The following is a 23,407-nucleotide window of genomic DNA, read 5'->3' as shown; positions in this document are numbered from 1 at the left end:
GCAATAGCCGTCCCGCACCCAACCCACCTACGCCGCCCCCAGCACCAACGACGATGACCAGCGGCGGACCGCGCAACGCCCGGCACCCGCCGACGAAGCCACGACCGGCGCACACGGCGAAAACGACACCGATGCAGCCGAACCCGATCGACCCGTCGAGACCACCGCGAGTGTCGCAGTGGTCTACCCGGCCACCCACCCCGGCAACGGGTACCGGCCCACCACGTCGTGTGCTGATTTCGTGCGGGTGCGGGACGGCTATTGCACCGAACCCGGCTGCACGCGTTCAGCGTTCGCGTGCGATCTCGACCACGTCACCGAATACGACCACACCGACCCCGCCCGGGGTGGGGCGACGTCGAGTGAGAACCTCAACGCCAAATGCCGTCCCGGTCACCTGTTGAAAACCCACGGGGACTGGGTTGATGTGCAGTACCGCGACGACGACGGTCGCCTAATCACCGAATACGAAACCCCCGAAGGGGTCACCCTGCCCGGCGACGCCGAGACGCTGGAAGACACCTTCCCGAACCTTCGGCGGATCCGGTTCGAGCAAGCCGCCCAAGCCCCACCCACACCACGGGTCATCGCCTCCGACAACCCGGAGCGCACACACACAGCCGACTGGACGCCAAACTGGCCCGCCGGCGACAAGAACGCGCCCGAAACAAACGAGCCCGCGAAGAACTCGACCGCATCGACCCACCGCCGTACTGACCCGAGAGCACGTGGGGCTCCAATCTGATGACGCGAGTTGTCAGACTTGGTAGCCTGTCGCCACGAGATCGCCGTTCGGTCGACCCCATCGGGACGGCGAACGGTGACCTGAGTGCGAAATGCGGTGAACTGATCAGTGTGACAACCGATTCGGGTGAAACGGACATCGGTCGGCATGGTCGGCATATCCTGCACCTGTGGCACGGCTGGTGACGACTGTGACCAGGGTGCGTCGGGCGCGCAGCGAACCGGAAGAGAGCGACGACGCGGCCCAGCCGCGGAAGGTGGGGTGGACATGGTCTCGGTGACCGGTGCGGTCGGCACGGTGGTGGAATCGGCGCAGGATGCCTTCGGGGCGTTCAAGGTCCTGCGGCGATCGGGTCTCGTGGATCCGACGAAACCCAAGGAGCTGCTGACCACGGTCAAGCGGGCCAAGATCATCGGTCCGTGTGCGGCGGCTGTGGCACACGGTGCCGACGAGTATCCCGAGGCCGGAGCCGTCGCCGACGAGCACGGCGAGCTCACCTTCGGTGAACTCAATGCGCACGCCAACGCACTCGCCAACCACCTGCTCGCGTCCGGCATCAAGCCGGGATCGGTCATCGGCGTCATCGCGCGGGACCACCGGGGTCTGCTCACCACCATGAGCGCCGCGGGCAAGGCCGGGTTCCGCCTGGCCATGATGAACACCGGCTTCGGCAAGACCCAGTTCGCCGAGGTCGCCGAACGCGAGAAGATCGTGGCGATGCTCTACGACGAGGAGTTCACCGACCTCGCCGACTCCCTCCCCGCCGACACCCTGCGCATCGTCACCTGGGCCGACGGCAACCGCCCCATCGGCGACGGCGTCCAGACCCTCGACGACATCGCAGCCACCGGCGATACGTCGACTCCGCCCGAACCAGCCGCGTGGGGCGGACTCGTCATCCTCACCAGCGGCACGACCGGACTGCCCAAGGGCGCCCAGCGATCCAAGATGTCACCGTTCGCCAGTGCGCTTCTGCTGGACCGGATCCCGTTGCCGCAGCGCAGCGCCATGGTGATCGTCTCGCCGATCTTCCACTCCACCGGTTTTGCGTTATGGGGGGGTGGGGACGGCGCTGGGCAACAAGACCGTGGTGATGCGTCGGTTCGACGCGGAGAAGACCCTCGCCGCGATCGCCGAGCACAAGGCGGAGGTGCTGGTCGCCGTCCCGACCATGCTGCACCGCATGGTCGCCCTGGGTCCCGACGTCATCGGCAAGTACGACTTGTCGTCGCTGAAGATCGTCGTGCTCGCGGGTTCGGCTCTGTCGCCGACACTTTCGGAAGCCATTCAGGACACGTTCGGTGACGTGCTCTACAACCTCTACGGCTCCACCGAGGTCGCGATCGCCACGGTCGCGCAACCGAAGGAGCTGCGTCTGGCACCGGGGACGGTGGGCCGCGCACCGGTCACGAGTCGACTCGCGCTCTTCGACGACAAGGGCAACCGGATCTCCGGGACCAACGTGCGCGGCAGGCTGTTCGTGCGCAACGGCGCCCCGTTCGAGGGGTACACCGACGGCCGCAACAAGGAGATCATCGACGGTTACATGTCCACCGGCGACATGGCCCGGTTCGACGAGCACGGGCTCCTCCACATCGACGGCCGCGACGACGACATGATCGTCTCCGGCGGCGAGAACGTCTACCCGCTCGAGGTGGAGAACCTGCTCGGCGAGCATCCCGACATCGACGACGTGGCGGTCATCGGCGTCGACGACGACGAATACGGAAAACGTCTGCGCGCCTTCATCGTCGCCGCCGAACATGCGAACCCCACGCCTGAGGACATCAAGGCGCACGTCAAGAAGCACCTCGCCCGGTACAAGGTGCCCCGCGACGTCGTCTTCGTCGAAGACCTGCCTCGCAACCCCACCGGCAAGCTCGTCCGCCGGCACCTCCCGACCGGCCCGCTCTGACCCACCCCTGCTCCCTGAGTTGCGAGGAGCGATAGCCGCCGGGCCGAGCAAGCGACGAAGGAGCGCGTCGAGGTCGACGAGCCTCGAAGGGTCTTGGCGAGTCCGGTTGCGAAGACCCTTCGTGACGCGCCCTCCGCAAGCTCCGGGCGCTCCTCAGATAGCAGGGGTTGGCCGCGCGCTCCGCAAGCTCCGGGCGCTCCTCAGGGAGCAGGGGTTGGCCGCGCGCTCCGCAAGCTCCGGGCGCTCCTCAGATGGCAATGGAGCGTCAGGCGGAGGCGTCGCTGAGCGCACGCACGACGAGATGCAGTGCGGCAGTGGTGGTCAGCGACCGGACACGCTCGCGGTCACCGGGGAACTTGCGCGTGACGGTGACCGTAGGCCGGTCGCGTAGAGCCACACCGAAGCACACGGTGCCGACCGGTTTCGTCTCGGTGCCGCCACCGGGGCCGGCCACTCCGGTGGTCGACACCGCGACATCGGTACCGAACCGTGCGAGCGCACCCTCGGCCATCGCGGCGGCGACCTGCTCGCTGACGGCTCCGTGCGTGGCGATGAGCTCGGCCGGGACGTCGAGCAGATCCGACTTGGCGTCGTTGGAGTACGACACGACGCCACCCATCACATAGGCCGACGAGCCGGGCCGGTCGGTGAGCCGCGCCGCGACGAGTCCGCCGGTGCACGACTCGGCGGTCGCGATCAGTCGCCCGTCCAAGGCGGCGACCAGGAGATCGTCGATCGTGGAACCGTCGGTCGAGAAGATCTGCCGCCCATGATGTTCGACGAGGAGGTCGAGGAGGGAGTCGTAGACCGACGCATCAGCTGCGGCGAATCGGGTGACCATGTCGAGTTCGCCTCGCCGCAGGCAGGTGGTGATCTCGAGTTGCCCGAAGGCGGGGATCGCGGTCTCCGCCGATCGCAGCGTCTCGGCGAGTTCCGCTTCGAGGAGACCGTAGGCGCGGATGGTCGCCTGACGCAGATCGTCGGCGCGTGACAGGACGTCGGCGACGGCAGCCGTGGCGATCGCGGTCGGCCACATCGCCTGGAGCTCCGAGGGCGGGCCGGGCAGGACGACGATCGTCGGCACGCCGGCGGCAGCGGGGATGACGACACCCGGCGCGGTGCCGGTCGGTGGTACCGGAACTGCCCCGACCGGTACCAGGGCCTGCTTGCGGATACCCGCCCTCGTCGGGCCGGAATCGACGTCGAATCCGATCCCGCGCCAGCGCTGGATGATCGCGGCGATGTGCTCCTCGAGTCCGGGATCGAGGAGTAGTTCGCGGCCGCAGAACTCGGCGACGGTGGCGACGGTGAGGTCGTCGGCGGTGGGGCCGAGCCCGCCGCTGGTGACGATCAGATCCACCTGCTGCTCGGCGAGGAAGCGCAGTTGCGCGGTGAGGTCGGCGGGCCGGTCGCCACAGATCGTGATGTGGGCGACGTCCACCCCGAGTTCGAGGAGTTCCTCGGACAGCCAGGGCCCGTTCTGGTCAGTGATCCGGCCGGTGAGGACTTCGGTTCCGGTGACCACGATGCCTGCGCGCACACTCACGCCATCGAGCCTAGTAGGCCACCGACGCAGAACGCGCCCCCGTCAGAGGGCGCGTTCCACGGTTCGGTGCGAACTGCGCGGAGAATGTCAGGCCTTCTCGGCCTTGGCCTTCTCCTGGGCGGACGACCGGGCGGGGTTGGCCTGGTCATCGGCCTTCGGATCGGATTCGTCCTGCTTCTCGGTCACACCGGACTTGATCCGCGCACCGATGTCGGGGTCGACGCGATGCCAGTATTCGAACGCCCGCTGGAGGATCGGTTCGGAGACACCGTTGAGGAGGTGCCCGACGACGTTGTCCACGAAACGTTCACGCTGCTCGTCGTCGAAGACCTCCCGGACCATCGTCCCCGCTTGACCCCAGTCGTCGTCCTCGGGATGGTCGACGTAGGCGCTGCGCAGGATCTCCCCGTTCGCCGCCCACTGCGGTTCGCCCTGGCCGGGATACAGCGCCGACGGGCCGCCCTTGGAATTGGGTGCGTAGACCGGGTCGGAGACGTTGTGGATGCGCATCGCCCCGTCCTTGGAGTACGAATGCACTTCGTTCTTGGGCGCGTTCACCGGGATCTGCTTGTAGTTGCCGCCGATCCGGTGGCGATGGGCGTCGGCATAGGAGAACACGCGCGCGAGCAGCATGCGGTCGGGACTGAAACCGATACCCGGCACGACGTTGTTCGGCTCGAACGCGGCCTGCTCGATCTGCGTGTGGTGATCGACCGGATTGGTGTGCAGGGTCATCTTGCCGACCTCGATGAGCGGGTAGTCGCCGTGCGGCCACACCTTCGTCAGGTCGAACGGGTTGAACCGGTAGCTCACCGCGTCGTCGAAGGGCATCAGCTGCACCTTGAGAGTCCAGCTCGGATGGTTGCCCGCCGCGATGTTCTCGAACAGGTCCCGAGTGTGGAAATCGGTGTCCGCAGAAGCCATCTGGTCGGCCTCGTGCTGGGTGAGGTGCTCGACTCCCTGGTCGGACTTGAAATGGTACTTGACCCAGTGCTTGACACCTTCGGCATTGACCCACAGGTAGGTGTGCGAGCTGTATCCGTTCATGTGGCGCCAGGTCTTGGGAATCCCCCGATCGCCCATCAGCCAGGTCACCTGATGCGCCGACTCCGGCGAGAGCGTCCAGAAGTCCCACTGCATGTCGTGGTCGCGAAGGTTGTTGTCCTGACGGCGTTTCTGCGAACGGATGAAGTGCTGGAACTTCATCGGGTCCTTGACGAAGAAGACCGGCGTGTTGTTGCCGACCATGTCGTAGATGCCTTCGGACGTATAGAACTTCAGTGCGAAACCGCGCGGGTCGCGCCAGGTGTCTGGGCTACCGCGCTCGCCCGCGACCGTCGAGAACCGCGCCACCATCTCGGTTTTCACGCCGGGCTGGAACAGCGCCGCGCACGTGTAAGCCGAAATGTCTTGCGTGGTCTCGAAGGTGCCGAACGCGCCGCTGCCCTTGGCATGTGGCTGGCGTTCAGGGATCCGCTCGCGATTGAACTGGGCCATCTGCTCGATCAGGTAGTGATCGTGCAGGACGATCGGGCCGCCGGCGCCGACCGTCAAGGAGTGTTCGTCACTCCCCGCGGGTGCTCCCGAATCCCGGGTGGTGAACAGAGAATCGTCGGACATATCGCCTCCGAGAGGTCGTCGTATCCGGGCATGAACAACGGGACCCGAGGGCTGCAGGTCCGTTCCGCCGATCCTACGCCGACGGGGTCGGCGGGACGCCGATCCCGAATTCCCGCAACACCGCCTCGGTGTGCTGTCCGAGTGCCGGTACCGGACCCATCGCGAGTTCGACGTCGTCGAAGGTCAGCGGCGGAAGCAGCGCCCGTACCGGGCCGACCTCGGTGTCCACCTCGCGCCAGCGGTCGCGCTCACTCAGCTGCGGATGCGCGACGACGCCTTCGAGGTCGCGGATCTCGGCCGCGGGAATGCCCGCGTCGGCGAGGCGACGGTCGAGCTCGTCGGTGGTGAAGCGTTTGGTCTCGGCGCCGATCGCGGCGTCGACCTCGGCTCGCCGGGCGACCCGCTCGATGTTGGTGCGATAGCGGGGGTCGTCGGCCAGATCCGGGCGCTCGAGGGCCACGCGGGTGAGCGTGTCCCAGCCGCGGTCGTTCTGGACGCCGATGAGGATGTCGCCGTCGGCGGTCGGGTACTTGTCGTAGGGCACGATGGCCGCATGGCCGAGCCCGGCACGGGCGATCTGCCGGCCGCCGTACAGGCGCATGTACATCGGGTGGCCCATCCATTCGACCGTGGCGTCGAACATGGCCACCGAGACGCGCGCGCCGACTCCGGTGGTGGCGCGTCGGAACAGCGCCGACAGTACGGAGGTCAGTGCGTACATACCGGCTGCGATGTCGGAGGTCGGGATACCCGTCTTGGACATCTCGTCGGGCGTCCCGGTCACCGAGATCAGCCCGGCCTCGGCCTGCACCAGCATGTCGTAGGCCTTGCGGTCGCGATACGGTCCGGCGTCGCCGTATCCGGACATGTCGACGACGACGAGCTCGGGATGGTCGGCGCGCAGATCGTCGGCGGCGAGGCCGAGCCGGGCGGCCGCCCCGGGAGCGAGATTCTGGACGAAGACGTCCGCGCCGGCGATCAGGGTTCGGATCGCCTGGCGTCCGTCCTCGCTCTTGAGGTCGAGGGCGACCGACTCCTTGCCGCGGTTGAGCCACACGAAGTGCGAGGCGGCGCCGCCGCGCACCGCCGCGTCGTACTGCCTCGCGAAGTCCCCGTCACCGACCCGTTCCACCTTGATGACCCGGGCGCCGAGATCGGCGAGGTGCCGGGTGGCCAGCGGTGCGGCGACGGCCTGTTCGAGCGCCACCACGGTGATGCCCTCGAGGGGCAGAAGTCCTTCGTCCGGAGTCACCGGCCAAGGATCGCCGACGGTGCCACGCTCGGTCAACGAGACCCCTCGCCGGCCTCGGGATCGTTGGTGGCCTCGGTGAGGCGATGCAGCAGATACGTGAGCGTCCGGATGTCGTCGGGGTCCCATTGGGCCAGCCGAGCACGCCAATCGGTGACCGCCGAGGCGAGCACGGCGTCGACACGTTCGCGACCGTGATCGGTGAGGGTGACCACGCGGGCGCGGGCATCGCGCGGGTCCGGGTGCCGCTCGGCGAGCCCGAGCCGCACGATCGCGTCGATCTGCCGCGTCACCGTCGACTTCTCCATGCCGACGGCGGTGACCAGATCCGACATCGGCATCGAATGGTGCCGGGCCAGCACGGTGATGAGCGGGTAGCACGACGGGTCCAGCCGCGGGTCGATGGCGCGGGCGCGCAACCGGGTGCGCACCCGGCCCCGTCGCCAGAAATCGGTCAGTTCGGCCTCGAGGCCGCTGATCGGATCCGGGCCGGTGGGGTCGTCGGCCGACGCGGTCATCTCCGAACCCATGCCGGTCAGGTTACCCAGCCGGGGTGGGGGAGGCGACGTCGGACGACTCCCGCACGTGGTGCACGATCGACAGGTGACCTCTGCACCGCGCACCAAGCCGAATGCCTGGGAGTACGTGAAGTACGCCTACTGGGCGCGTCTGCCGAAATCGATGCTCGGCTGGGTGACCAACGACCTGGCCGGCCCGGGTGCGTCGGTACGCATGGTGGTCCGCTGGGCGGTGCCATGCATCATCGTGCTGACCCCGATGCTGTTCGTCCCGGCCGACTGGGGCGTCCGGATCACGATGACCATGCCGATCCTGCTGGCCTACCTCTTCTTCTCGATCGCGTTGAACCGGGTCTACCGCCGTCACCGGCTCGTCCAGCACGGACTCGATCCCGACCTGGTGAACAAGCTCGAACGAGAGAAGAACTCGGACCTCTACGACGAGTACCACCGCAAGTACCGCGGTGAACGACGCCGCCCGTCGAACTAGGCCGAGACGGCGCCCACGTTCAGTACAGGTAGTCCTCGCCGCTGGCCCGGACCGTCACGTCGGACAGACTGATGCCCCACGGCTGGTCGATGACATGCACGACCGCCCGGGCGAGATCCTCCGGGGTGATCAGCCAGTACTTCACCGAGTCGACGTCGACGAGCTCGTCGGGCAGCGTGCCCTGCATCAGCTCCGTGATGTGCTCGCGGTACGACGCCGCACGTTGCCCGACGATCCCGCGGATCGCGCGGTCGTTGACGATCCAGCTCGCCAGGTTGGTGCCGGCCACGCCGGTCGGTTTGACCGTCGTCACCTTGATCTTGCCCTTGGCCTCGATGCGTAAGGAGTCCGACAGCATCGTCACGGCGGCCTTGGTCGCGCTGTAGACACCCGAGCCCTCGAAGCCGCCGTTGCCGTAGATCGACGCGATGTTGACCACCTGACCCCGGCCCTGCGCGACCATCTGGTCGTACACCGCCGAGATGCCGTTCACGACGCCCTTGATGTTGATGTCGATGGCCCGGTGCCACTTCTCCCAGGCCCGCTCGTGGTCGGCGAAGAACGCCAGCGGCATCACCCCGGCGTTGTTGACGATCACGTCGATCGCACCGAACCGGTCGACGGCCGCCGCCGCGGCGCCCTTCATCTGGTTCATGTCGGTGACGTCGGCGACGTGTGCGACAGCCGACCCGCCGGTGGCGGTGATGCCGTCGGCGACCGCGGTGAGCCCGTCGGCGTCGATGTCCACACCGACGATGTGAGCGCCCTGTGCCGCGCACATCTCCGCGATCACCTTGCCGAAACCGCCTCCGGCGCCGGTGATGATGATGGTCTTGCCCTGCAGATGATCAGACATGCAACTCCCCGCCCGCGACAAATGGCCGCGTCATCCTAGCGTTCCGTTGCCGCCTGCTCGGCGAACTCCCGTCCTCTCTTCGCTCTTCGGCACTCGGCCACGATCCCGACCAGGTCCACGCGAGCGCGGCGCGCCGCACTCACGCCCGCGCATCGGCCGTACACCGATGGCGGCCCTACCCACGCCCGCGACGATTCAGTCACATGACTGAAGGGCTTGTCAAGGGTTGCGTCGGCGATGTCCCCGATCACCACTGGTCACCGAAGTGGCCCTTGACACACAGGTCGTCTATGGCAAAGCCTGTGTCGCGACGGCCACGCCCCGGTCCGTCCCACGCGGCGTCCTCGACCCGCGACCACGGTCTCCACCGTCTCTCGAGCTGCCGAATCAGACAAGCACCCGGCGCCATCTCGCGCCGAACGACAGGAGAACCATGACCGGGGTATCACCGACGAGACGTACCTTCCTGCGAGCGGCGGCGATGACCGCGGCGGGTTCGGCGGCCGCGGCCGTCACCGGAGCCGGACCGGCGTCGGGAGATCCATCGCGACGGATCCGGCGGACACGCGAAGAGCATCGGGTGGTGATCGTCGGCTCGGGATTCGGCGGTGGCGTCGCGGCGCTCCGGCTCGCGCAGGCCGGCGTGCCGGTCCTGTTGCTCGAGCGGGGCCGGCGGTGGCCGACGGGTCCGAACTCGGAGACCTTCCCGCGTGCGTCGAGTCCGGACAAGCGGATCCTGTGGCACGAGTCGACCCCGAACCTCTTCGGCAAGCCGCTGAGCGTCGAACCCTATGTGGGACTGTTCGAGTCGGTCGCGGGCGTCAACATGACCGCACTCTGCCCGGCCGGCCTCGGCGGTGGTTCCCTTGTCTACCAGGGCATGACACTGCAACCGAGCGAGGCGGTGTTCAACGAGCACTTCCCGAACGCGCTCGACTGGCAACTGATGAACCGTGTGCACTACCCGCGGGTCGCGCGGATGCTGAAGGTCGCGGTGGCGCCCGATTCGGTGGTGCGTTCCCCGCAATACCTGGCACCGCGACAGTTCGCGAAACGAGTTCGGGCCGAGGGGCTTCCGCTGCAGAAGATCCCGATGCCGATCGACTGGGGGTATGCCGCGGCCGAGCTGCGTGGCGAGATGAAGCCCGCCTACACCAACGGCGACGGCGCCATCGGCGTGAACAACGGTGGCAAGCACAGCGTCGACGTCACCTATATCCGCGAGGCCGAGGCGACCGGGCGGGTTCAGGTCCGAACCCTGCACACCGTGCGGCAGGTCGCCCGCCGACCCGACGGCCGATGGTCCCTCGAGGTCGAACGCACCGACGAGTCCGGGAAAGTGTTGGAGCACAACGAACTGATCGCTGGGACGCTCATCCTGTCGGCGGGCAGCGTGAACACGACCAAGCTGTTGGTGAAGGCGCGCGCGACCGGAACCGTGCCGGGCCTGCCCGACGGAGTGGGGCACGGATGGGGCACCAACGCCGACCGGATCTACACCTGGACCAGCCCCAGTATCGACTTCGGGACGGTACAGGGCGGACCGGTGGTCTTCGGCAGCCCCAACTGGAGTGATCCGAAGAGCGCGTTCACCGTCATCCAGGCATCGCTGCCGCCACTACCCGTGTACGCCGGCACCACGATGATGGTCGGCTTCGGGGTGAGCTCGGGACGTGGCGTCATCTCCTACGACTCGGCGATCGGAGATTCGGTGATCCGCTGGCCACACGAGGGCGATTCGGAGATCCAGACCAAGCACATCGACCGGACCGTGCGCCGGATCGCCGGACCCGACGCCGTCCTGACCGACACCAATGCGGTGTTCCCCTCGACCTGGCACGCGCTCGGCGGGGCCAACATGGGTGCAGTGTGCGACCTCGAGGGACGCGTCCACGGCCAGCGCGGGCTCTACGTCATCGACGGCGCACTCATGCCGGGCAACACCGCGGCCTGCAATCCATCGATGACCATCGCGGCGGTCGCCGAGCGCGCCCTCGACCGGATCGTCGCCCGGGATGTCGGCACGGTCATCTGATCACCGGGAGGCGGCCGGCGCGAGCCACATCCCGGTCAGCGCATCGACGACCAGGTCGCGCTCGTGCTCCCATGGGGCTGTTCGAGTCCCGCCGCCCTCGGCGGCCCGTTCGATGTCGGCGAGCGCGTTGACGATCATGTGGCGCGTCAGGTTGTTGCGCACTTCGAGCACGTCGTCGGGAAAGGTCGGCAAGGTGGCGTAGAACCGGTCGAGGATCGTCATGAGGACCTCCGATCGCGCGGTCTCCTCGTAGAGCAGGGCGGTCGCGGACGGATCGCTCGACACCTGGGCGAAGAACCGGGCGAAGTAGCTCGGCGCACCGATCTGTGCGAGGTACTCGACCTCGGGCCCGACGAGGCAGCGGAGCCAGTCGCGGACCCCGGGGTCGGGTCCGACCTCCGACAGGCATTTCTGGCGAAGCCGCTCGATCGGGACGTTGTGCGACGTCAGGGTGGCGCGGAGGAGATCGTCCTTGGAACCGAAGTGATGGCCGACGGCATAGTTGTTGCCCTGACCGGCCGCCTTGCTGATCTGGCGACTGGACACGGCCGCGACCCCGTTCAGGGCGATCAGTTTCTCGGCCGCCTCGATGAGCAGCGCACGGGTGCGGGCAGACTGCTCCGTCTTGCCTTCGCTCATGGATCGATGATGCCCTACCGTCGCCGATCGAGACGCCGGGATGGTGGCCGTGTCCGACTCGCCGAAACACCGCAAAGCGGTCAGTGCCGTACGGAGGTGCGTCGACGCGACACGCGAACCGACCCCGGCTGCGCGGGAAGTCGCAGCGCGAGTGGTCATCCGGGCCTAAGGTGGATCGACGAATGCCCGGATGATCCACCGTCCGACCGACCGCCGGTCGCAGGACCCGACTGTTGGGAGGGACCAGATGGCGACTGCGCCTCCGGCCACGGCGAACCTGCGAGAACTGACGCTCCGAGGTGCCGTCCTCGGTGGCATCATCACGCTGGTCTTCACGGCCGCCAACGTGTACCTCGGCCTCAAGGTGGGCCTCACGTTCGCCACCGCGATCCCGGCCGCCGTCATCTCGATGAGCATTCTGCGGTACTTCGCCAACCACTCGGTGGTCGAGAACAACATCGTCCAGACGATCGCGTCGGCCGCCGGCACGCTGTCGGCGATCATCTTCGTCATACCTGGTCTGGTCATCATCGGATGGTGGACGGGCTTTCCGTACTGGATCACGGTGGCGGTGTGCGCGATCGGCGGAATCCTCGGCGTCATGTACTCGATCCCGCTACGGCGCGCGCTGGTCACCGGCTCCGACCTGCCCTACCCGGAAGGCGTTGCGGCAGCAGAGGTACTGAAGGTCGGCGACTCCGCGGGCGGCGCCGCGGAGAACAAGGCCGGCCTGCGCACGATCGTCATCGGTTCGCTCGCGTCCTCCGGTTTCGCCCTGCTCACCAAACTCCAGGTCCTCAGCGATTCGATCTCGACGACGATCAGGATCGGCACGGGCGGAACGTTGTTCAGTGCCGGGTTGTCGATGTCGCTGATCGGCATCGGCCATCTCGTCGGGATCACCGTGGGCATCGCCATGCTCGTCGGGGTGGTGATCTCCTACGTCGTACTGCTGCCCATCGAGACCCAGGGGCGCACGGCGGGGGAGGATTTCGGCGACGCCGTCAGCTCGATCTTCGCCAACGACGTGCGACTCATCGGGGCCGGGGCGATCGCCATCGCGGCCGTCTGGACGCTGATCAAGGTCATCGGTCCGATCGTGCGGGGAATCCGGGCGGCCATGGTCTCCTCGCGATCGCGTCGGGAGGGGGTCACGGTCGACATCACCGAGCGGGACATGCCGATCAACATCGTCGGCGGCAGCATCCTCGTGCTGCTCATCCCGATCGGAATCCTGTTGTGGGACTTCGTGCGCGACACGGTTCTGGAGGGCAGTGCCACCGGGATCATCGTGGTCAGCATCGTCTTCGTGTTCGTCATCGGACTGGCGGTCGCGTCGGTGTGCGGGTACATGGCGGGCCTGATCGGGTCGTCGAACAGCCCCATCTCCGGCGTGGGCATCCTGGTGGTTCTCATCGCCGCACTGCTCGTGAAGCTGACCTTCGGGCCGGCGGACGACTCGCAGACCGACGCGCTCATCGCCTACACGTTGTTCACGGCCGCGGTCGTCTTCGGCGTCGCGACCATCTCCAATGACAACCTGCAGGACCTCAAGACCGGTCAACTCGTCGGGGCGACACCGTGGAAACAGCAGGCGGCGCTGATCATCGGCGTGCTGTTCGGGTCGGCCGTGATCCCGCCGATCCTGCAGCTGATGTACGAGGCCTTCGGGTTCGTCGGCGCGCCGGGTGCCACCGAGGACGCGCTCGCGGCACCGCAGGCCGGGCTGCTGACGACCCTCGCGCAAGGTGTCCTCGGGGCGGACCTGAACTGGGGACTCGTCGGAATCGGCGCCCTGATCGGCGCGGTGGTGATCGTTATCGACGAACTCCTCGGTCGCGCAGGGCGTTTCCGGCTGCCGCCGCTGGCTGTCGGGATGGGCATGTACCTGCCGATGTCGGTGGTCCTGATCATCCCGATCGGCGCCTTCATCGGTCACTACTACAACCGCTGGGCCGAACGCAGCGGCGGCGCAGTGGAACACAAGAAGAGGATGGGTGTCCTGCTGGCCACCGGTCTGATCGTCGGCGAGGCGCTCTTCGGCGTGGTCTTCGCCGGGATCGTGGCGGCAACGGGCGATGACTCGGCGCTGGCGATCGTCGGCGACGGCTTCGGGACCTGGGCACAGATCCTCGGCGTCATCGTGTTCGCCGCGACCATCGCCCTCCTCTACGACCGTGTCCGCAAGATCGCAACCGCGAGCGGGACGTCGTCGACGACCGCCGGCACTCCGAAGGACTGACATGGCAGAGGGAATACTGGCACGTGCGATCGACGATTTCACGGCCGGTGCCGAACATCTGACGCAGTTGGTGGACCTGATCGCCGACGATCGCTGGGACGGACCGGGTCTCGGCGAATGGTCGTTGCGATCGCTCGTCGGACACGCGAGCAGATCGCTGACGACGGTCGTCACCTACCTGGCCGAGCCCGGTGGTGATGTCGAATTGACCTCGACCGCGGCCTATTTCGCATCGATTCGCGGTTACGGAGACCCCGCGTCGGTCCGACAGCGAGGAGTGGACGCCGGGCTGTCCCTGGGGAACGATCCGCGCGCCGGGGTCCGGGAGCGGCGCGCACAGGCCGTCGACGCCCTTGCGGGAACGGGGGATCGGCCCCTGACGACGCCGTTCGGCGGCATCATGCTGTCCGATTACCTGCCCACCCGGACCTTCGAACTCGCGGTGCACGGTCTCGACATCTCGCGGGCGATCGGTTCCGATCTCCCGCTGCCGGCCGAGGTGCTGGCGTCAGCGCTGTCGACGGCGGCCGCCACCGCACTGCTCACCGGTCAGGGCGAGCAGGCGTTGCTCACCCTGACCGGCAGGGAATCTGCACCGTTGTCCGTCGTCTGACGTCCCCGACGGGGCGGTCAGCTCGCGACATTCGTGCGCGCGAACTCGGCGACGATCGCGGCGTTGAAGGCGGCGAGGTCGTCGGGCTTGCGGCTGGTGATCAGCACGTTGTCCCCGTCGCGGCATGTCACGACCTCCTCGTCGACCCAGGTGCCGCCGGCGTTGATGACGTCGGTGCGCACACTCGGGAACGACGTGAGGGTGCGGCCGCGGACAACGTCGGCCTCGATCAGGGTCCAGGGCGCGTGGCAGATGGCCGCGACCGGCTTGCCGGCATCGAAGAAGCTGCGCACGAAGCGGACGGCGGGCTCCGAGGTTCGCAGGAAATCCGGGTTCGCGACACCGCCCGGCAGGACCAGCGCGTCGAAGTCCATCACGCGGGCGTCCTCGAGAGGGGTGTCGACGGGGAAGGTGTCGGCCTTGTCGAGGTGGTTGAACGCCTGCACCGTGCCGGAGTCGGTGGACACCAGGACGGGCTTGCCGCCGCACGCCTCGACCGACTTCCACGGTTCGGTGAGTTCGACCTGCTCGGCGCCCTCCTGGGCGACGAGGAAAGCGATGGTGGTGCCGTTCAGTTCTTCGGCCATGGCCGTGTACCTCCTTGTACGCACCGACTACGGCATCGGTGCCTCGTCGGATCCGGTACCCGCGGGTGTCGTGCACCAAACGGTCACACCCCGCCCGGGCATGACCCGGGCGGGGTGTGTTGAATGTCCCCGGACGACGACTGGGAGGTAGGGGTGGGTGGTTTCGACGGCGTCGCGACGCTGGTCCATCTGGCACGTGGTGGACAGATCGGCGAGTCCCACGAGACGCCGCACACGGTGATCGCCGACGCACCGCACCGCACGCTGCGGCGGTACGGCACCGACGACGAGGTGATCGCAGCCGTCGGCACGGGACGGCGGCCGGTGCTGCTGATCCCGCCGCTCGCGGTGTCCACATCGTGCTACGACCTCGCCGACGGGCTGTCGGTGGTGCAGTTCCTCCTGTCGACCGGCCGGGTTCCGTACGTGCTCGACTTCGGCGACATGACCCGCGCCGACCGACACCTCGGGTTCGCCGACTTCTTCGACGACATCGTTCCCGGTGCCGTCGCCGCGACCGTCGCAGACTTCTACGGCAACGCCGATGACCCGGGCGCCGGAACGTCGCGGGATTCCGCGGAGATCGACCTCCTCGCGTGGAGTATCGGCGGGACCATCAGCCTGTTGACCGCTGCCGCGAACCCAGACCTGCCGGTGGCGTCGGTCGTCGCGGTCGGGACGCCTCTCGATTACTCCAAGGTGCCGCCGTATCCGCTGGTCAAGACGCTGATGAAGCCGGTCGGCACCGCGCCGGTGACGCTGGCGCTGCGGGCGCTCGGCGGAATCCCGGCGCCACTGGTCCGCCTCGCCTACCGGGGCACGGCGTGGCAGCGCGAACTCAAGAAGCCGGGTTACATCCTGCGCAACGCCGACGACACCGACGCGCTGACCCGGATGAAGGCCATCGACCGGTTTCAGGAGACGATGCCCGGCTACCCGGGCAAGGTGTCCGAGCAGATGTGGGAGAACTTCATCATGCGCGGCGAACTCGCCGACGGGGTGCTCGACTTCGACGGAAGAGTCGTCGACCTCGCCGAGGTCGCGGTACCGGTCGCGCTCTTCGGCAGTCACCGCGACGCGATCGTCAGCTGGGCCGCCGCCCACCACGGGGTGGAGCTGCTCTCCGGGTCGCCGCGCGTCGAGTTCACCACGGTGGAGACCAGCCATCTGGGACTGATCGCCGGGTCCGCTGCGGTCGAGCAGACGTGGCCCCGCATCGACGAGTTCCTGACGTCGGTGGACACGCGCCGTGCCTAGATGAAAAAACCTTCATCTTCGACTCATGGACGGCTCACCGGCGTCCGTCAGAGTCGTTGACATGAACTTCTCACGAGTACTCGCCACCATCGCCCTCGGTGCGCTCGCGGTTGCCGTCGTGACCGCCAGCTTCTTCCTCATCCGTTCGCCCGAGCCCAGCCTGGCCTCCGACGCCGTGTCCGTGGACGTGTCCCAGACACCGGAGGCCAAGACGGCTCCCGCGCAGTCGCCGCAGGTGCCGACCCCGGCCGCGGCCCCGGTTCCCCGGGTCCCGGCCGGCGCGCCGGTGCAGCGGGCCGTCCCGCCGAACCTGGGTTCCGACGACGACGACTGGTGCGACGTCAACGCGGCCCATCGCGACGACGACTGTGACGACGACTGGGACGACAACGGCCGGGACGACAACGACGACTGGGACGGCCAGGACGACGACTGGGACGATGACATCGATGACGGCCAGGACGACTGACGACGCGACAGCGAGACCAGCCGAGAGTGCGGGTGTGCGTCAGCGCCCCGCGCTCTCGGCGCGTTGGCGCATCACGGCCTGGATCATGCTCACCACGTTCCTGCTGCTGGTGGTGGTGTTCGTGGTGACGCGCAACCTGTTGCTCCGTGACGTCGACACCCGGGTGAACAACTACGTCGCGCAGGAGGCGAGCGAGTTCCGGACGTTCGCGTCCGAGGGGGTCGATCCGACGACGACGGAACCGTTCACCTCGGTGTCGCGACTGCTCGAGGTGTTCCTGTCGCGGCAGTCGGCCGGTGAGGGCGAGGTCATGGCCGGCGTCGTCGGCGACACCGAGATCCTCGAACTGCCGGGCAACGCCTGGCCGGCCCCGGGCGAGGGGCGTCGCGTCCTCGACGAACTGCGGGCGCAGAGCGGGGCGGCCGGGGTCTTGATGACCGCACACGGTGAGATCCGCTGGGGCAAGGTGGATCTGACGCCCGTCGGTGGCGGCTCGGCCGACCCGGCGTCGGGCGCGTCGCAGCCGGGAACCTTCATCGTCGGCATCTACACCGACCCGGGCCGGGAACTGGTCGACCGCACGATGCGGGTGCTGGCGATCGTCGGCCTGGCCGGGATGATCGTCACCACCGGCGTGGCGTATCTGGTCGCGGGCCGGATCCTGGCGCCGGTCCGCAGTGTGCGGATGGTCGCCGCGGAGATCAGCGAGAACGACCTCACCGCACGGGTCCCGGTCATCGGACGCGACGACGTGGCCGCGCTGGCCCAGACCTTCAACGCGATGCTGGACCGTATCGAGGATGCCTACACGACGCAGCGGCAGTTCGTCGACGACGCCGGACATGAACTGCGGACCCCGATCACGGTCGTGCGCGGCCATCTCGAGTTGCTGCCCGACGATCCGGAGGAGAGGCGCAAGACCCTCGATCTCGTGGACAGCGAGCTGGGGCGGATGGGCCGCATCGTCGGCGATCTGCTCATGCTGGCGAAGTCGGAGCAACCCGACTTCGTGGTGGCCAGGCCGACCGACGCGGCTCAGCTGATGCTCGACATCGAGTCCAAGGTGCAACCGCTCGGTGACCGGCAGTGGTTGCTCATGGAGGTCGCCGAGGGCCCGTGCGTGGTGGATCACGACCGGATCACCCAGGCGATGCTGCAGTACGCCTCCAACGCGGTTCGGCACACCCATGCCGGTTCCGTCATCCAGCTGGGCTCACGCTTCGCCGGCGTCGGAGCGCAGCGACACCTGTCGATCTGGATCACCGACGACGGTCCGGGGGTCGAGCAGGAGGACGCGGCGCGGATCTTCGAGCGGTTCCAGCGCGGGCAGTCGGCGTCGGCGCCTCAGCACGCGGCCGGCGCCGGGCTGGGACTGGCGATCGTGCGGGCCATCGCCGACGCCCATCACGGAATCGCCTGGGTACGTAGCATTCCCGGGCACGGCGCCACGTTCGGCATCGACGTCCCGGTTCCCGACACGACCCCCTACACCGATGCAGCGCCGTCGGTGCCAGCAGAAGGAGAGCGGCGATGAGCCGGGTTCTGATCGCCGAGGACGACGCGCGGATCGCCTCGTTCATCGGCAACGGACTGCGTGCGGCCGGGTACAGCACCGAGCACGTGTCCGACGGCTTGTCGGCGCTCGAGGCCGTGCGCAGCGGCGGTTTCGACATGGTCGTCCTCGACATCGGTCTCCCGGCGATGGATGGCTTCGATGTCCTGTATTCCATGCGCGGCGAGGGGATCACGACGCCGGTCGTGGTACTCACCGCCCGGGACAGCGTGAGCGACACGGTGAACGGCCTCGAGGGCGGTGCCAACGACTACATGACCAAGCCCTTCCAGTTCGCCGAACTGCTCGCCCGCATCCGGCTACGACTCGTCGACGACTCGGCCGTCGCGTCGGAGAACCTGTTGTCCGCCGGGGATCTTCGGTTGGATCTGAAGTCCAGGCGCGCCCGGGTGGGTGCGGAGACGTTCGACCTCACCGCGCGCGAGTTCGCACTACTGGAGGTGTTCCTGCGTCACCCCGATCAGGTGCTCTCGCGCGAACAGATCCTCGGCCACGTCTGGGGTTACGACTTCGACCCGGCGTCGAATGTGGTCGACGTCTACGTGCGCGCCCTGCGGAACAAGATCGGTTCTCACCGATTGGAGACGGTGCGCGGCATGGGGTATCGGCTACGCGCGTCGAACTAGTCGCTCCTCACTCCGGTGCGACACTGAGCCAGTCGGCGAACCCGGAGGGGTCGTGCCGGCCGAGTGCCCCGTGCTCGAAGAGTCCCCAACCGGTGCGGGTGGTGCCGTCGGACTCCCGGCATTCGGCGCGTCCGACGTGATCGATCACGCCGAACGGCATGCGACCGACGATCTCGGCACTGGTCATGTCGTAGGTGCGGCGTTCGGTGAAGTCCGTTCCGCGCCAGACGCCGTGGGTCCAGTCGGGGTCACCGCCGTAACCGCCGCCCACATGAATGGGAACGGGCAGCAGGGACTCCACCTGCAGCGTCACCGAGGAACCCCCTGCCCCGGTCGTGGAAATCGTTGCACCGGTGGGTACCCGGGTGCCCGGTGCGTAATGGACCGAGACGTTCGGCCAGCCCAGTTGTTCGACGCGGCCGTCTTTCCACACGCGCGAGCAGTCGTTGAGTGTGCGGTAGCCGTCGGGGTCCTCCTGGAGGATGAGGACGAGCTGGAAGTCGTCGAAGGCCATGGGGACGTACAGCCACCACATGCCCTCGAACGGTGGATCCGCCGGCCGCCCCGCGGGCTCGGGCTCGCCGACCGGCCGGATTCCCCACGAACGGTCGCGGGTGCCGATCCAGGTCGACGGGTCGACGACGATGTCCTCGCCATCGACGGTGATAGAACCACGCCAGCTGCCGACCTGCGCGAACCGCTGCGCGTCGAGGGTGACCTTTGCGCCTTGCCTCATCACGTGCGGCTGTTCGAGCAGTGCGTCGAACAGGCCCTCCCAGTGGAGATCCAGGGCGATGCCCTCGGTCTCGTCCAGCGTCAGGTGCAGCGCGCGCAGCGGGTTCTCGATGCTCAGCCGATAGTTGCCGACGCGCTGCTCGAGCCGGTTGTCGTCGATCGCGTCGCTGAGGTGCACCGCGGTCTGGGTGTCGGTGCCGTCCGGGTTCCGCCGCCGGATCAGCACGAACGCGTCCTTCACACCCAGGTTGGGGTAGTAACCGATCCCGGTGATGAGAAAGATGGTGCCGCTGCGGTCGTGGGCGTTGAGGTACGCGCGGTCATAGAAGTTGCGGTCGCTGTTGCCCGGCCATGCAATCGGCTGCGGTAGTTGATGAATGGGGTACTCGTCCATCGGGCCCAAGCCGTGTCGGCTCATGCGGTCAGTCCTCCTCGAGGAGTCGTTCGAGCAGTGGTCGGTGGTAGAACAGGGTGCCGTCGACGTCGTCGGGACGTTCGAGTTCGCCGAAGTGCACGCGGCGGGCGCCGGTCCGCATGAAGACACAGCACCACTGGACCGCGGCATGGACGTAGAACCAGCGCAGGTCGCCCAACTCGACTCCGGTGAGTTCGCGGTAGGTGTCGCGGACGTCGTTCTCGCGGAGCAGGTCCGGCAGCCCGGGAAGGCCGGCCATCGTCGCGAGCTCCTGGAAGACCCGGTGTGCGAATATCACCCAGGCGATGTCCAGTTCGCGGGGACCGGTGCGCGCCATCTCCCAGTCGAGCACCGCCGTCGGGGTGAAGTCGACGAACATCATGTTCCCGATGCGCGAATCTCCCCAGGACAGCACCGGTTCGGCGTTCGTGGCATCGTCGGGGAAGTTGTCCGCGAGCCAGGCGAGCGCCCGCTCGACGAGAGGAGAGCGCCCGATCCCCTCGACCGAGAAGTCGTACCAGTCCCGCAACCAGGCGAGCAGACGAGCGAGGGGAGTGTCACCGGCGGGTAGGTCGTCGGAGAGGAAGTCGAACTGCCGGGCCGCGTCGGGGATCGAGTGCAGGGCGGCGATCACGCCGACCGCGGACTCCTGGGCCCGCCGGCGATCGTACTCGGCGGCGTCCCCGAACCAGTTGTCGCCGAACGTGTACGGCATGACATCGGGTGGGACTTCGCCCTCGCACCGGTCCATGAGAAAGAACGGGGCTCCCAGCAGCGAGCCGGTCGGCTCGAGGTGGTGCACTGCCGGGACCGGGACGTCGCTGAGCCGGGCGATCAGACGCATCGTCTCGTACTGGTGATCCATTCGGTAGGAACGGAACACGGGGACGTCGGTGGTCGACGGCGCCATCCGCATCACCCAGTGCCGGGTGGGCTCGCCGGGCCACGACACCGAGACGGGGATGGTCTCCGACGACATGCCGTTGCTGTCGCCGCCCGCCACGACCGTGACGGCGGGGGTGTCGTCGGGAGTGTCGTCCTGCTCGGTGAGCCAGCGCGCGAGCGTGTCCGGGACAGAGGTGTTGTCCCGGCTCGAACGTTGCAGATGGTCGACCTGCTCGACGGCGGGCTCGGTGGCCATGGCACCCCCTGTGTTCGGCAGCGAGAGATTCGCTACGGTGAGTAGCGTTATGACAGCAGAACGGTCGGGCGGCCCGCAGCGACTTGGCGAAAATTTTCGAAGGGAAGTCGGCGAGTGATGAGTGCTGGGACGGGGGAGTCGGTCTCGGGCCGACCGCGCGACCTGCGGATCGACTCCGCGGTGCTCGACGCCGCCGCCGAACTGCTCGTCGATGTCGGATACCGCAAGCTCACCATGGCCGCGATCGCCGAACGCGCGGGCACCACGAAGACCGCGCTCTACCGTCGCTGGACGGGAAAGGCAGAGCTGGTGCATGACGTCGCGTTCTCCCGGATGATGCGGCTGCCACCGTCCAGCGGTGAGGTCGCCGCCGACATCCGCATCATGGTCGCGGCGGCGCGTGACCTGTTCGCCAGTCCCGTGACCCGCGCGGCGTTGCCCGGTCTCATCTCGGACATGGCTGCCGAACCCGAGCTGGCGGCGCGTGTGCACGCCGGGTTCGCGGAGGTGTTCGGCGCGTTGCGTGATCGGTTGGTGGTCGCCGTCGATCGCGGCGAGGTGCATCCCGATGTCGATCCGGATCGGCTAATCGAGGTCGTCGGCGGGGCGGCGATGCTGCATGCGCTGTTGCTCGACAATCGCGACTTCGAGGCCGCGTGGGCCGATCAGCTGAGCGCGATCGTCGTGCACGGAGTTCTCCGGTGACTCGCCCGCACCCACCTACACTCGTGGGATGACCGCCCCGAGCAACACCGACGATGTCGTCGAGCAGATCCTGTCCACCTACGACGCGATCACCGTGGTCGGTGCCAGCGCCAATCCGTCGAAGGCCGCCAACGAGGTACCGGCGTACATGAAGAACCGTGGCTGGCGGATCATTCCGGTGAACCCCGCGGCCGACGAGATCGTCGGGGAGAAGGTGTACCGCACCCTGGCCGACATCCCGGAACAGGTCGGCCTCGTCGACGTGTTCCGCCCGGGACCCGAGTGCGCCGACGTCGCCCGGGCGGCCGTCGCCGCCGGCGCGACCGCGCTCTGGCTGCAGCTCGGGATCATCTCGGCGGAGGCGCGGGCGATCGCCGAGGATGCGGGTCTGCTGTACGTCGAGGACCGCTGCCTGATCATCGAGCAGCGCCGCACCGGTATCGTCCCCGGCTGACGCCGACGGTGACCCGGTGAACTTCCTCGACGAGCTCACGCATCAGCGACTGCCGCTGTTCCTGCTGTTCGCGTCGTTCGTCATCACGTTCATCGTCACGCGGGTGATCACCCGACTCATCCGGGCGGGCAAGGGCCCCTTCCGCAACAACGTCTCAGACGGCGTGCACGTGCACCACATGGTGCCCGGTCTGATCCTGACGATCGTCGGCGCCTTCCTCTCGGTGGGTGTCAACGGGGCGTCGCCCGGTGCGCAGATCAGTGCGGTGTTGATCGGTGTCGGCGCCTCACTGGTGCTCGACGAGTTCGCACTGATCCTGCGCCTTCAGGACGTGTATTGGTCACCGGAGGGCCAGCTCTCGGTTCAGGTGGTGGCGCTGACGGTGGCCGCGCTGGGCATGGCGGTCCTCGGGTTCAACCCGCTCGACGACGCGGACGTGGAGATCGGTCCCGTCGCGCTGGTGGCCACCGTGCCGATCAATGTCGCCTGCGCGATCCTGTGCGTGCTCAAGGGCAAGTTCTCCACCGCCATCGTCGGCGTCTTCATCCCGGTGTTCGCCTGGGCCGGTGCCATCCGGCTGGCCCGACCGCACTCGGCGTGGGCGCGCCGGCGGTACGCACCGGCGAAGACGGAGAAAGCGCGGGCCCGCGCGAAGAGATTCGACGACCGTTGGGGCCGTTGGGGTCTGAGCATCGGCGACCTCATCGCGGGCAAGCCCACCGACCCCACGAGTCTGGTGGCCGGTGCGCCGGGAGACAAGACGACGGCCGCGGCTCCGGGTACGCCGCCGCCTGCTCCCTGATCGAAAGAAGCGACCCATTGCTCCCTGAGGTGTGAGGAGCGATAGCGACGAGCCACGAAGACATCCCAGGGGTGCAAGGTGTCAAGCGGCGAGGTTGGCGCGGTGGTTCCAGGCGGTGTGTTCGTTGTAGAGGGTGCGGTGTTTGAGGCAGCCGTGGAGGATGCCGATGAGCCGG

The 23,407-nt window shown here is 67.8% G+C and carries 20 protein-coding genes and 2 pseudogenes; 13 read left to right on the top strand and 9 right to left on the bottom strand.

Annotated elements, in window-relative coordinates; genetic code table 11:
• Window positions 1–7: 7 nt before the first annotated feature.
• Both JW364_RS22220 and JW364_RS22215 read left to right on the top strand, forming a co-directional pair.
• A pseudogene (locus JW364_RS22220) lies at window positions 8–717 on the top strand (HNH endonuclease signature motif containing protein); the annotation flags it as partial.
• Between the two features lie 295 nt (window positions 718–1,012).
• A pseudogene (locus JW364_RS22215) lies at window positions 1,013–2,660 on the top strand (acyl-CoA synthetase).
• Between the two features lie 265 nt (window positions 2,661–2,925).
• Here JW364_RS22215 and JW364_RS22210 read toward each other — a convergent pair.
• From JW364_RS22210 to JW364_RS22195, 4 genes are all read right to left on the bottom strand, one after another.
• Window positions 2,926–4,206 (bottom strand): competence/damage-inducible protein A, encoded by a 1,281-nt coding sequence (locus JW364_RS22210; protein ID WP_205334369.1) that lies wholly within the window; start codon window positions 4,204–4,206, stop codon window positions 2,926–2,928.
• Window positions 4,207–4,293: 87 nt separating this feature from the next.
• Window positions 4,294–5,826: a catalase gene (locus JW364_RS22205; protein WP_065629452.1), complete on the bottom strand. Its 1,533-nt coding sequence runs from the start codon at window positions 5,824–5,826 to the stop codon at window positions 4,294–4,296.
• A 73-nt stretch (window positions 5,827–5,899) separates the two neighbouring features.
• Window positions 5,900–7,078: a CaiB/BaiF CoA-transferase family protein gene (locus tag JW364_RS22200; RefSeq protein ID WP_065629514.1), complete on the bottom strand. Its 1,179-nt coding sequence runs from the start codon at window positions 7,076–7,078 to the stop codon at window positions 5,900–5,902.
• Window positions 7,079–7,110: 32 nt separating this feature from the next.
• On the bottom strand, window positions 7,111–7,605 hold the full coding sequence (locus JW364_RS22195) for a MarR family winged helix-turn-helix transcriptional regulator (RefSeq protein ID WP_065629451.1): 495 nt from the start codon (window positions 7,603–7,605) through the stop codon (window positions 7,111–7,113).
• 55 nt (window positions 7,606–7,660) lie between these two features.
• Here JW364_RS22195 and JW364_RS22190 point away from each other — a divergent pair, with 55 nt between their 5' ends.
• Window positions 7,661–8,083: a DUF5313 domain-containing protein gene (locus JW364_RS22190; RefSeq protein ID WP_058252867.1), complete on the top strand. Its 423-nt coding sequence runs from the start codon at window positions 7,661–7,663 to the stop codon at window positions 8,081–8,083.
• A gap of 19 nt (window positions 8,084–8,102) precedes the next feature.
• Here JW364_RS22190 and JW364_RS22185 read toward each other — a convergent pair whose 3' ends face one another.
• Entirely contained in the window at window positions 8,103–8,939 is an 837-nt protein-coding gene (locus JW364_RS22185) for an SDR family oxidoreductase (RefSeq protein WP_068970414.1), read from the bottom strand.
• Window positions 8,940–9,372: 433 nt separating this feature from the next.
• On the opposite strand from JW364_RS22185, the gene JW364_RS22180 reads away from it, so the two are divergent.
• Window positions 9,373–10,974, top strand: coding sequence for a GMC oxidoreductase (locus JW364_RS22180; protein WP_058252798.1), 1,602 nt, complete (start codon window positions 9,373–9,375; stop codon window positions 10,972–10,974).
• On the opposite strand, the gene JW364_RS22175 is transcribed toward JW364_RS22180, so the two are convergent.
• On the bottom strand, window positions 10,975–11,613 hold the full coding sequence (locus tag JW364_RS22175) for a TetR/AcrR family transcriptional regulator (RefSeq protein ID WP_205334368.1): 639 nt from the start codon (window positions 11,611–11,613) through the stop codon (window positions 10,975–10,977). It lies immediately after the preceding gene.
• A 247-nt stretch (window positions 11,614–11,860) separates the two neighbouring features.
• Here JW364_RS22175 and JW364_RS22170 point away from each other — a divergent pair, with 247 nt between their 5' ends.
• On the top strand, window positions 11,861–13,855 hold the full coding sequence (locus JW364_RS22170) for an OPT family oligopeptide transporter (protein ID WP_205334367.1): 1,995 nt from the start codon (window positions 11,861–11,863) through the stop codon (window positions 13,853–13,855).
• 1 nt (window position 13,856) lies between these two features.
• Window positions 13,857–14,468, top strand: coding sequence for a maleylpyruvate isomerase family mycothiol-dependent enzyme (locus tag JW364_RS22165; RefSeq protein ID WP_205334366.1), 612 nt, complete (start codon window positions 13,857–13,859; stop codon window positions 14,466–14,468).
• Between the two features lie 17 nt (window positions 14,469–14,485).
• On the opposite strand, the gene JW364_RS22160 is transcribed toward JW364_RS22165, so the two are convergent.
• Entirely contained in the window at window positions 14,486–15,055 is a 570-nt protein-coding gene (locus tag JW364_RS22160) for a type 1 glutamine amidotransferase domain-containing protein (RefSeq protein ID WP_058252794.1), read from the bottom strand.
• A 153-nt stretch (window positions 15,056–15,208) separates the two neighbouring features.
• Between JW364_RS22160 and JW364_RS22155 the strand changes: the two genes are divergently transcribed.
• The 4 genes from JW364_RS22155 to JW364_RS22140 all read left to right on the top strand — a co-directional run bounded on the left by JW364_RS22155 (window position 15,209) and on the right by JW364_RS22140 (window position 18,980).
• Window positions 15,209–16,312, top strand: coding sequence for an alpha/beta hydrolase (locus JW364_RS22155; protein ID WP_205334371.1), 1,104 nt, complete (start codon window positions 15,209–15,211; stop codon window positions 16,310–16,312).
• 61 nt (window positions 16,313–16,373) lie between these two features.
• A complete protein-coding gene (locus JW364_RS22150; RefSeq protein ID WP_240199471.1) occupies window positions 16,374–16,781 on the top strand; it encodes a hypothetical protein in 408 nt (135 codons plus the stop codon).
• Window positions 16,762–18,315, top strand: coding sequence for a cell wall metabolism sensor histidine kinase WalK (locus JW364_RS22145; protein WP_068971668.1), 1,554 nt, complete (start codon window positions 16,762–16,764; stop codon window positions 18,313–18,315). The genes JW364_RS22150 and JW364_RS22145 overlap by 20 nt, the downstream gene beginning before the upstream one ends.
• Window positions 18,312–18,980, top strand: a complete 669-nt coding sequence (locus JW364_RS22140) for a response regulator transcription factor (protein ID WP_065629444.1) — start codon at window positions 18,312–18,314, stop codon at window positions 18,978–18,980. Before JW364_RS22145 ends, JW364_RS22140 begins: the two co-directional genes overlap by 4 nt.
• A gap of 7 nt (window positions 18,981–18,987) precedes the next feature.
• Here the strand turns inward: JW364_RS22140 and JW364_RS22135 are convergent, their stop codons facing one another.
• Window positions 18,988–20,133 (bottom strand): hypothetical protein, encoded by a 1,146-nt coding sequence (locus JW364_RS22135; RefSeq protein WP_068971667.1) that lies wholly within the window; start codon window positions 20,131–20,133, stop codon window positions 18,988–18,990.
• 4 nt (window positions 20,134–20,137) lie between these two features.
• Window positions 20,138–21,271: a phosphotransferase family protein gene (locus tag JW364_RS22130; RefSeq protein ID WP_068971666.1), complete on the bottom strand. Its 1,134-nt coding sequence runs from the start codon at window positions 21,269–21,271 to the stop codon at window positions 20,138–20,140.
• 117 nt (window positions 21,272–21,388) lie between these two features.
• Here JW364_RS22130 and JW364_RS22125 point away from each other — a divergent pair, with 117 nt between their 5' ends.
• The 3 genes from JW364_RS22125 to JW364_RS22115 are packed head-to-tail and all read left to right on the top strand — an operon-like array spanning window position 21,389 to window position 23,232.
• Window positions 21,389–21,976: a TetR/AcrR family transcriptional regulator gene (locus tag JW364_RS22125; RefSeq protein ID WP_068971665.1), complete on the top strand. Its 588-nt coding sequence runs from the start codon at window positions 21,389–21,391 to the stop codon at window positions 21,974–21,976.
• A gap of 28 nt (window positions 21,977–22,004) precedes the next feature.
• Window positions 22,005–22,430: a CoA-binding protein gene (locus JW364_RS22120; protein WP_058252786.1), complete on the top strand. Its 426-nt coding sequence runs from the start codon at window positions 22,005–22,007 to the stop codon at window positions 22,428–22,430.
• Between the two features lie 16 nt (window positions 22,431–22,446).
• Window positions 22,447–23,232 carry a hypothetical protein gene (locus tag JW364_RS22115; RefSeq protein WP_068971664.1) on the top strand — a complete coding sequence of 262 codons (786 nt, stop codon included), beginning with the start codon at window positions 22,447–22,449 and terminating at the stop codon, window positions 23,230–23,232.
• Window positions 23,233–23,407 lie beyond the last annotated feature (175 nt).

The organism is Gordonia sp. BP-119, assembly GCF_016924115.1.
GTDB classification, from domain to species: Bacteria; Actinomycetota; Actinomycetes; order Mycobacteriales; family Mycobacteriaceae; genus Gordonia; species Gordonia hongkongensis.
This window is presented reverse-complemented; position numbering and strand designations above follow the sequence as displayed.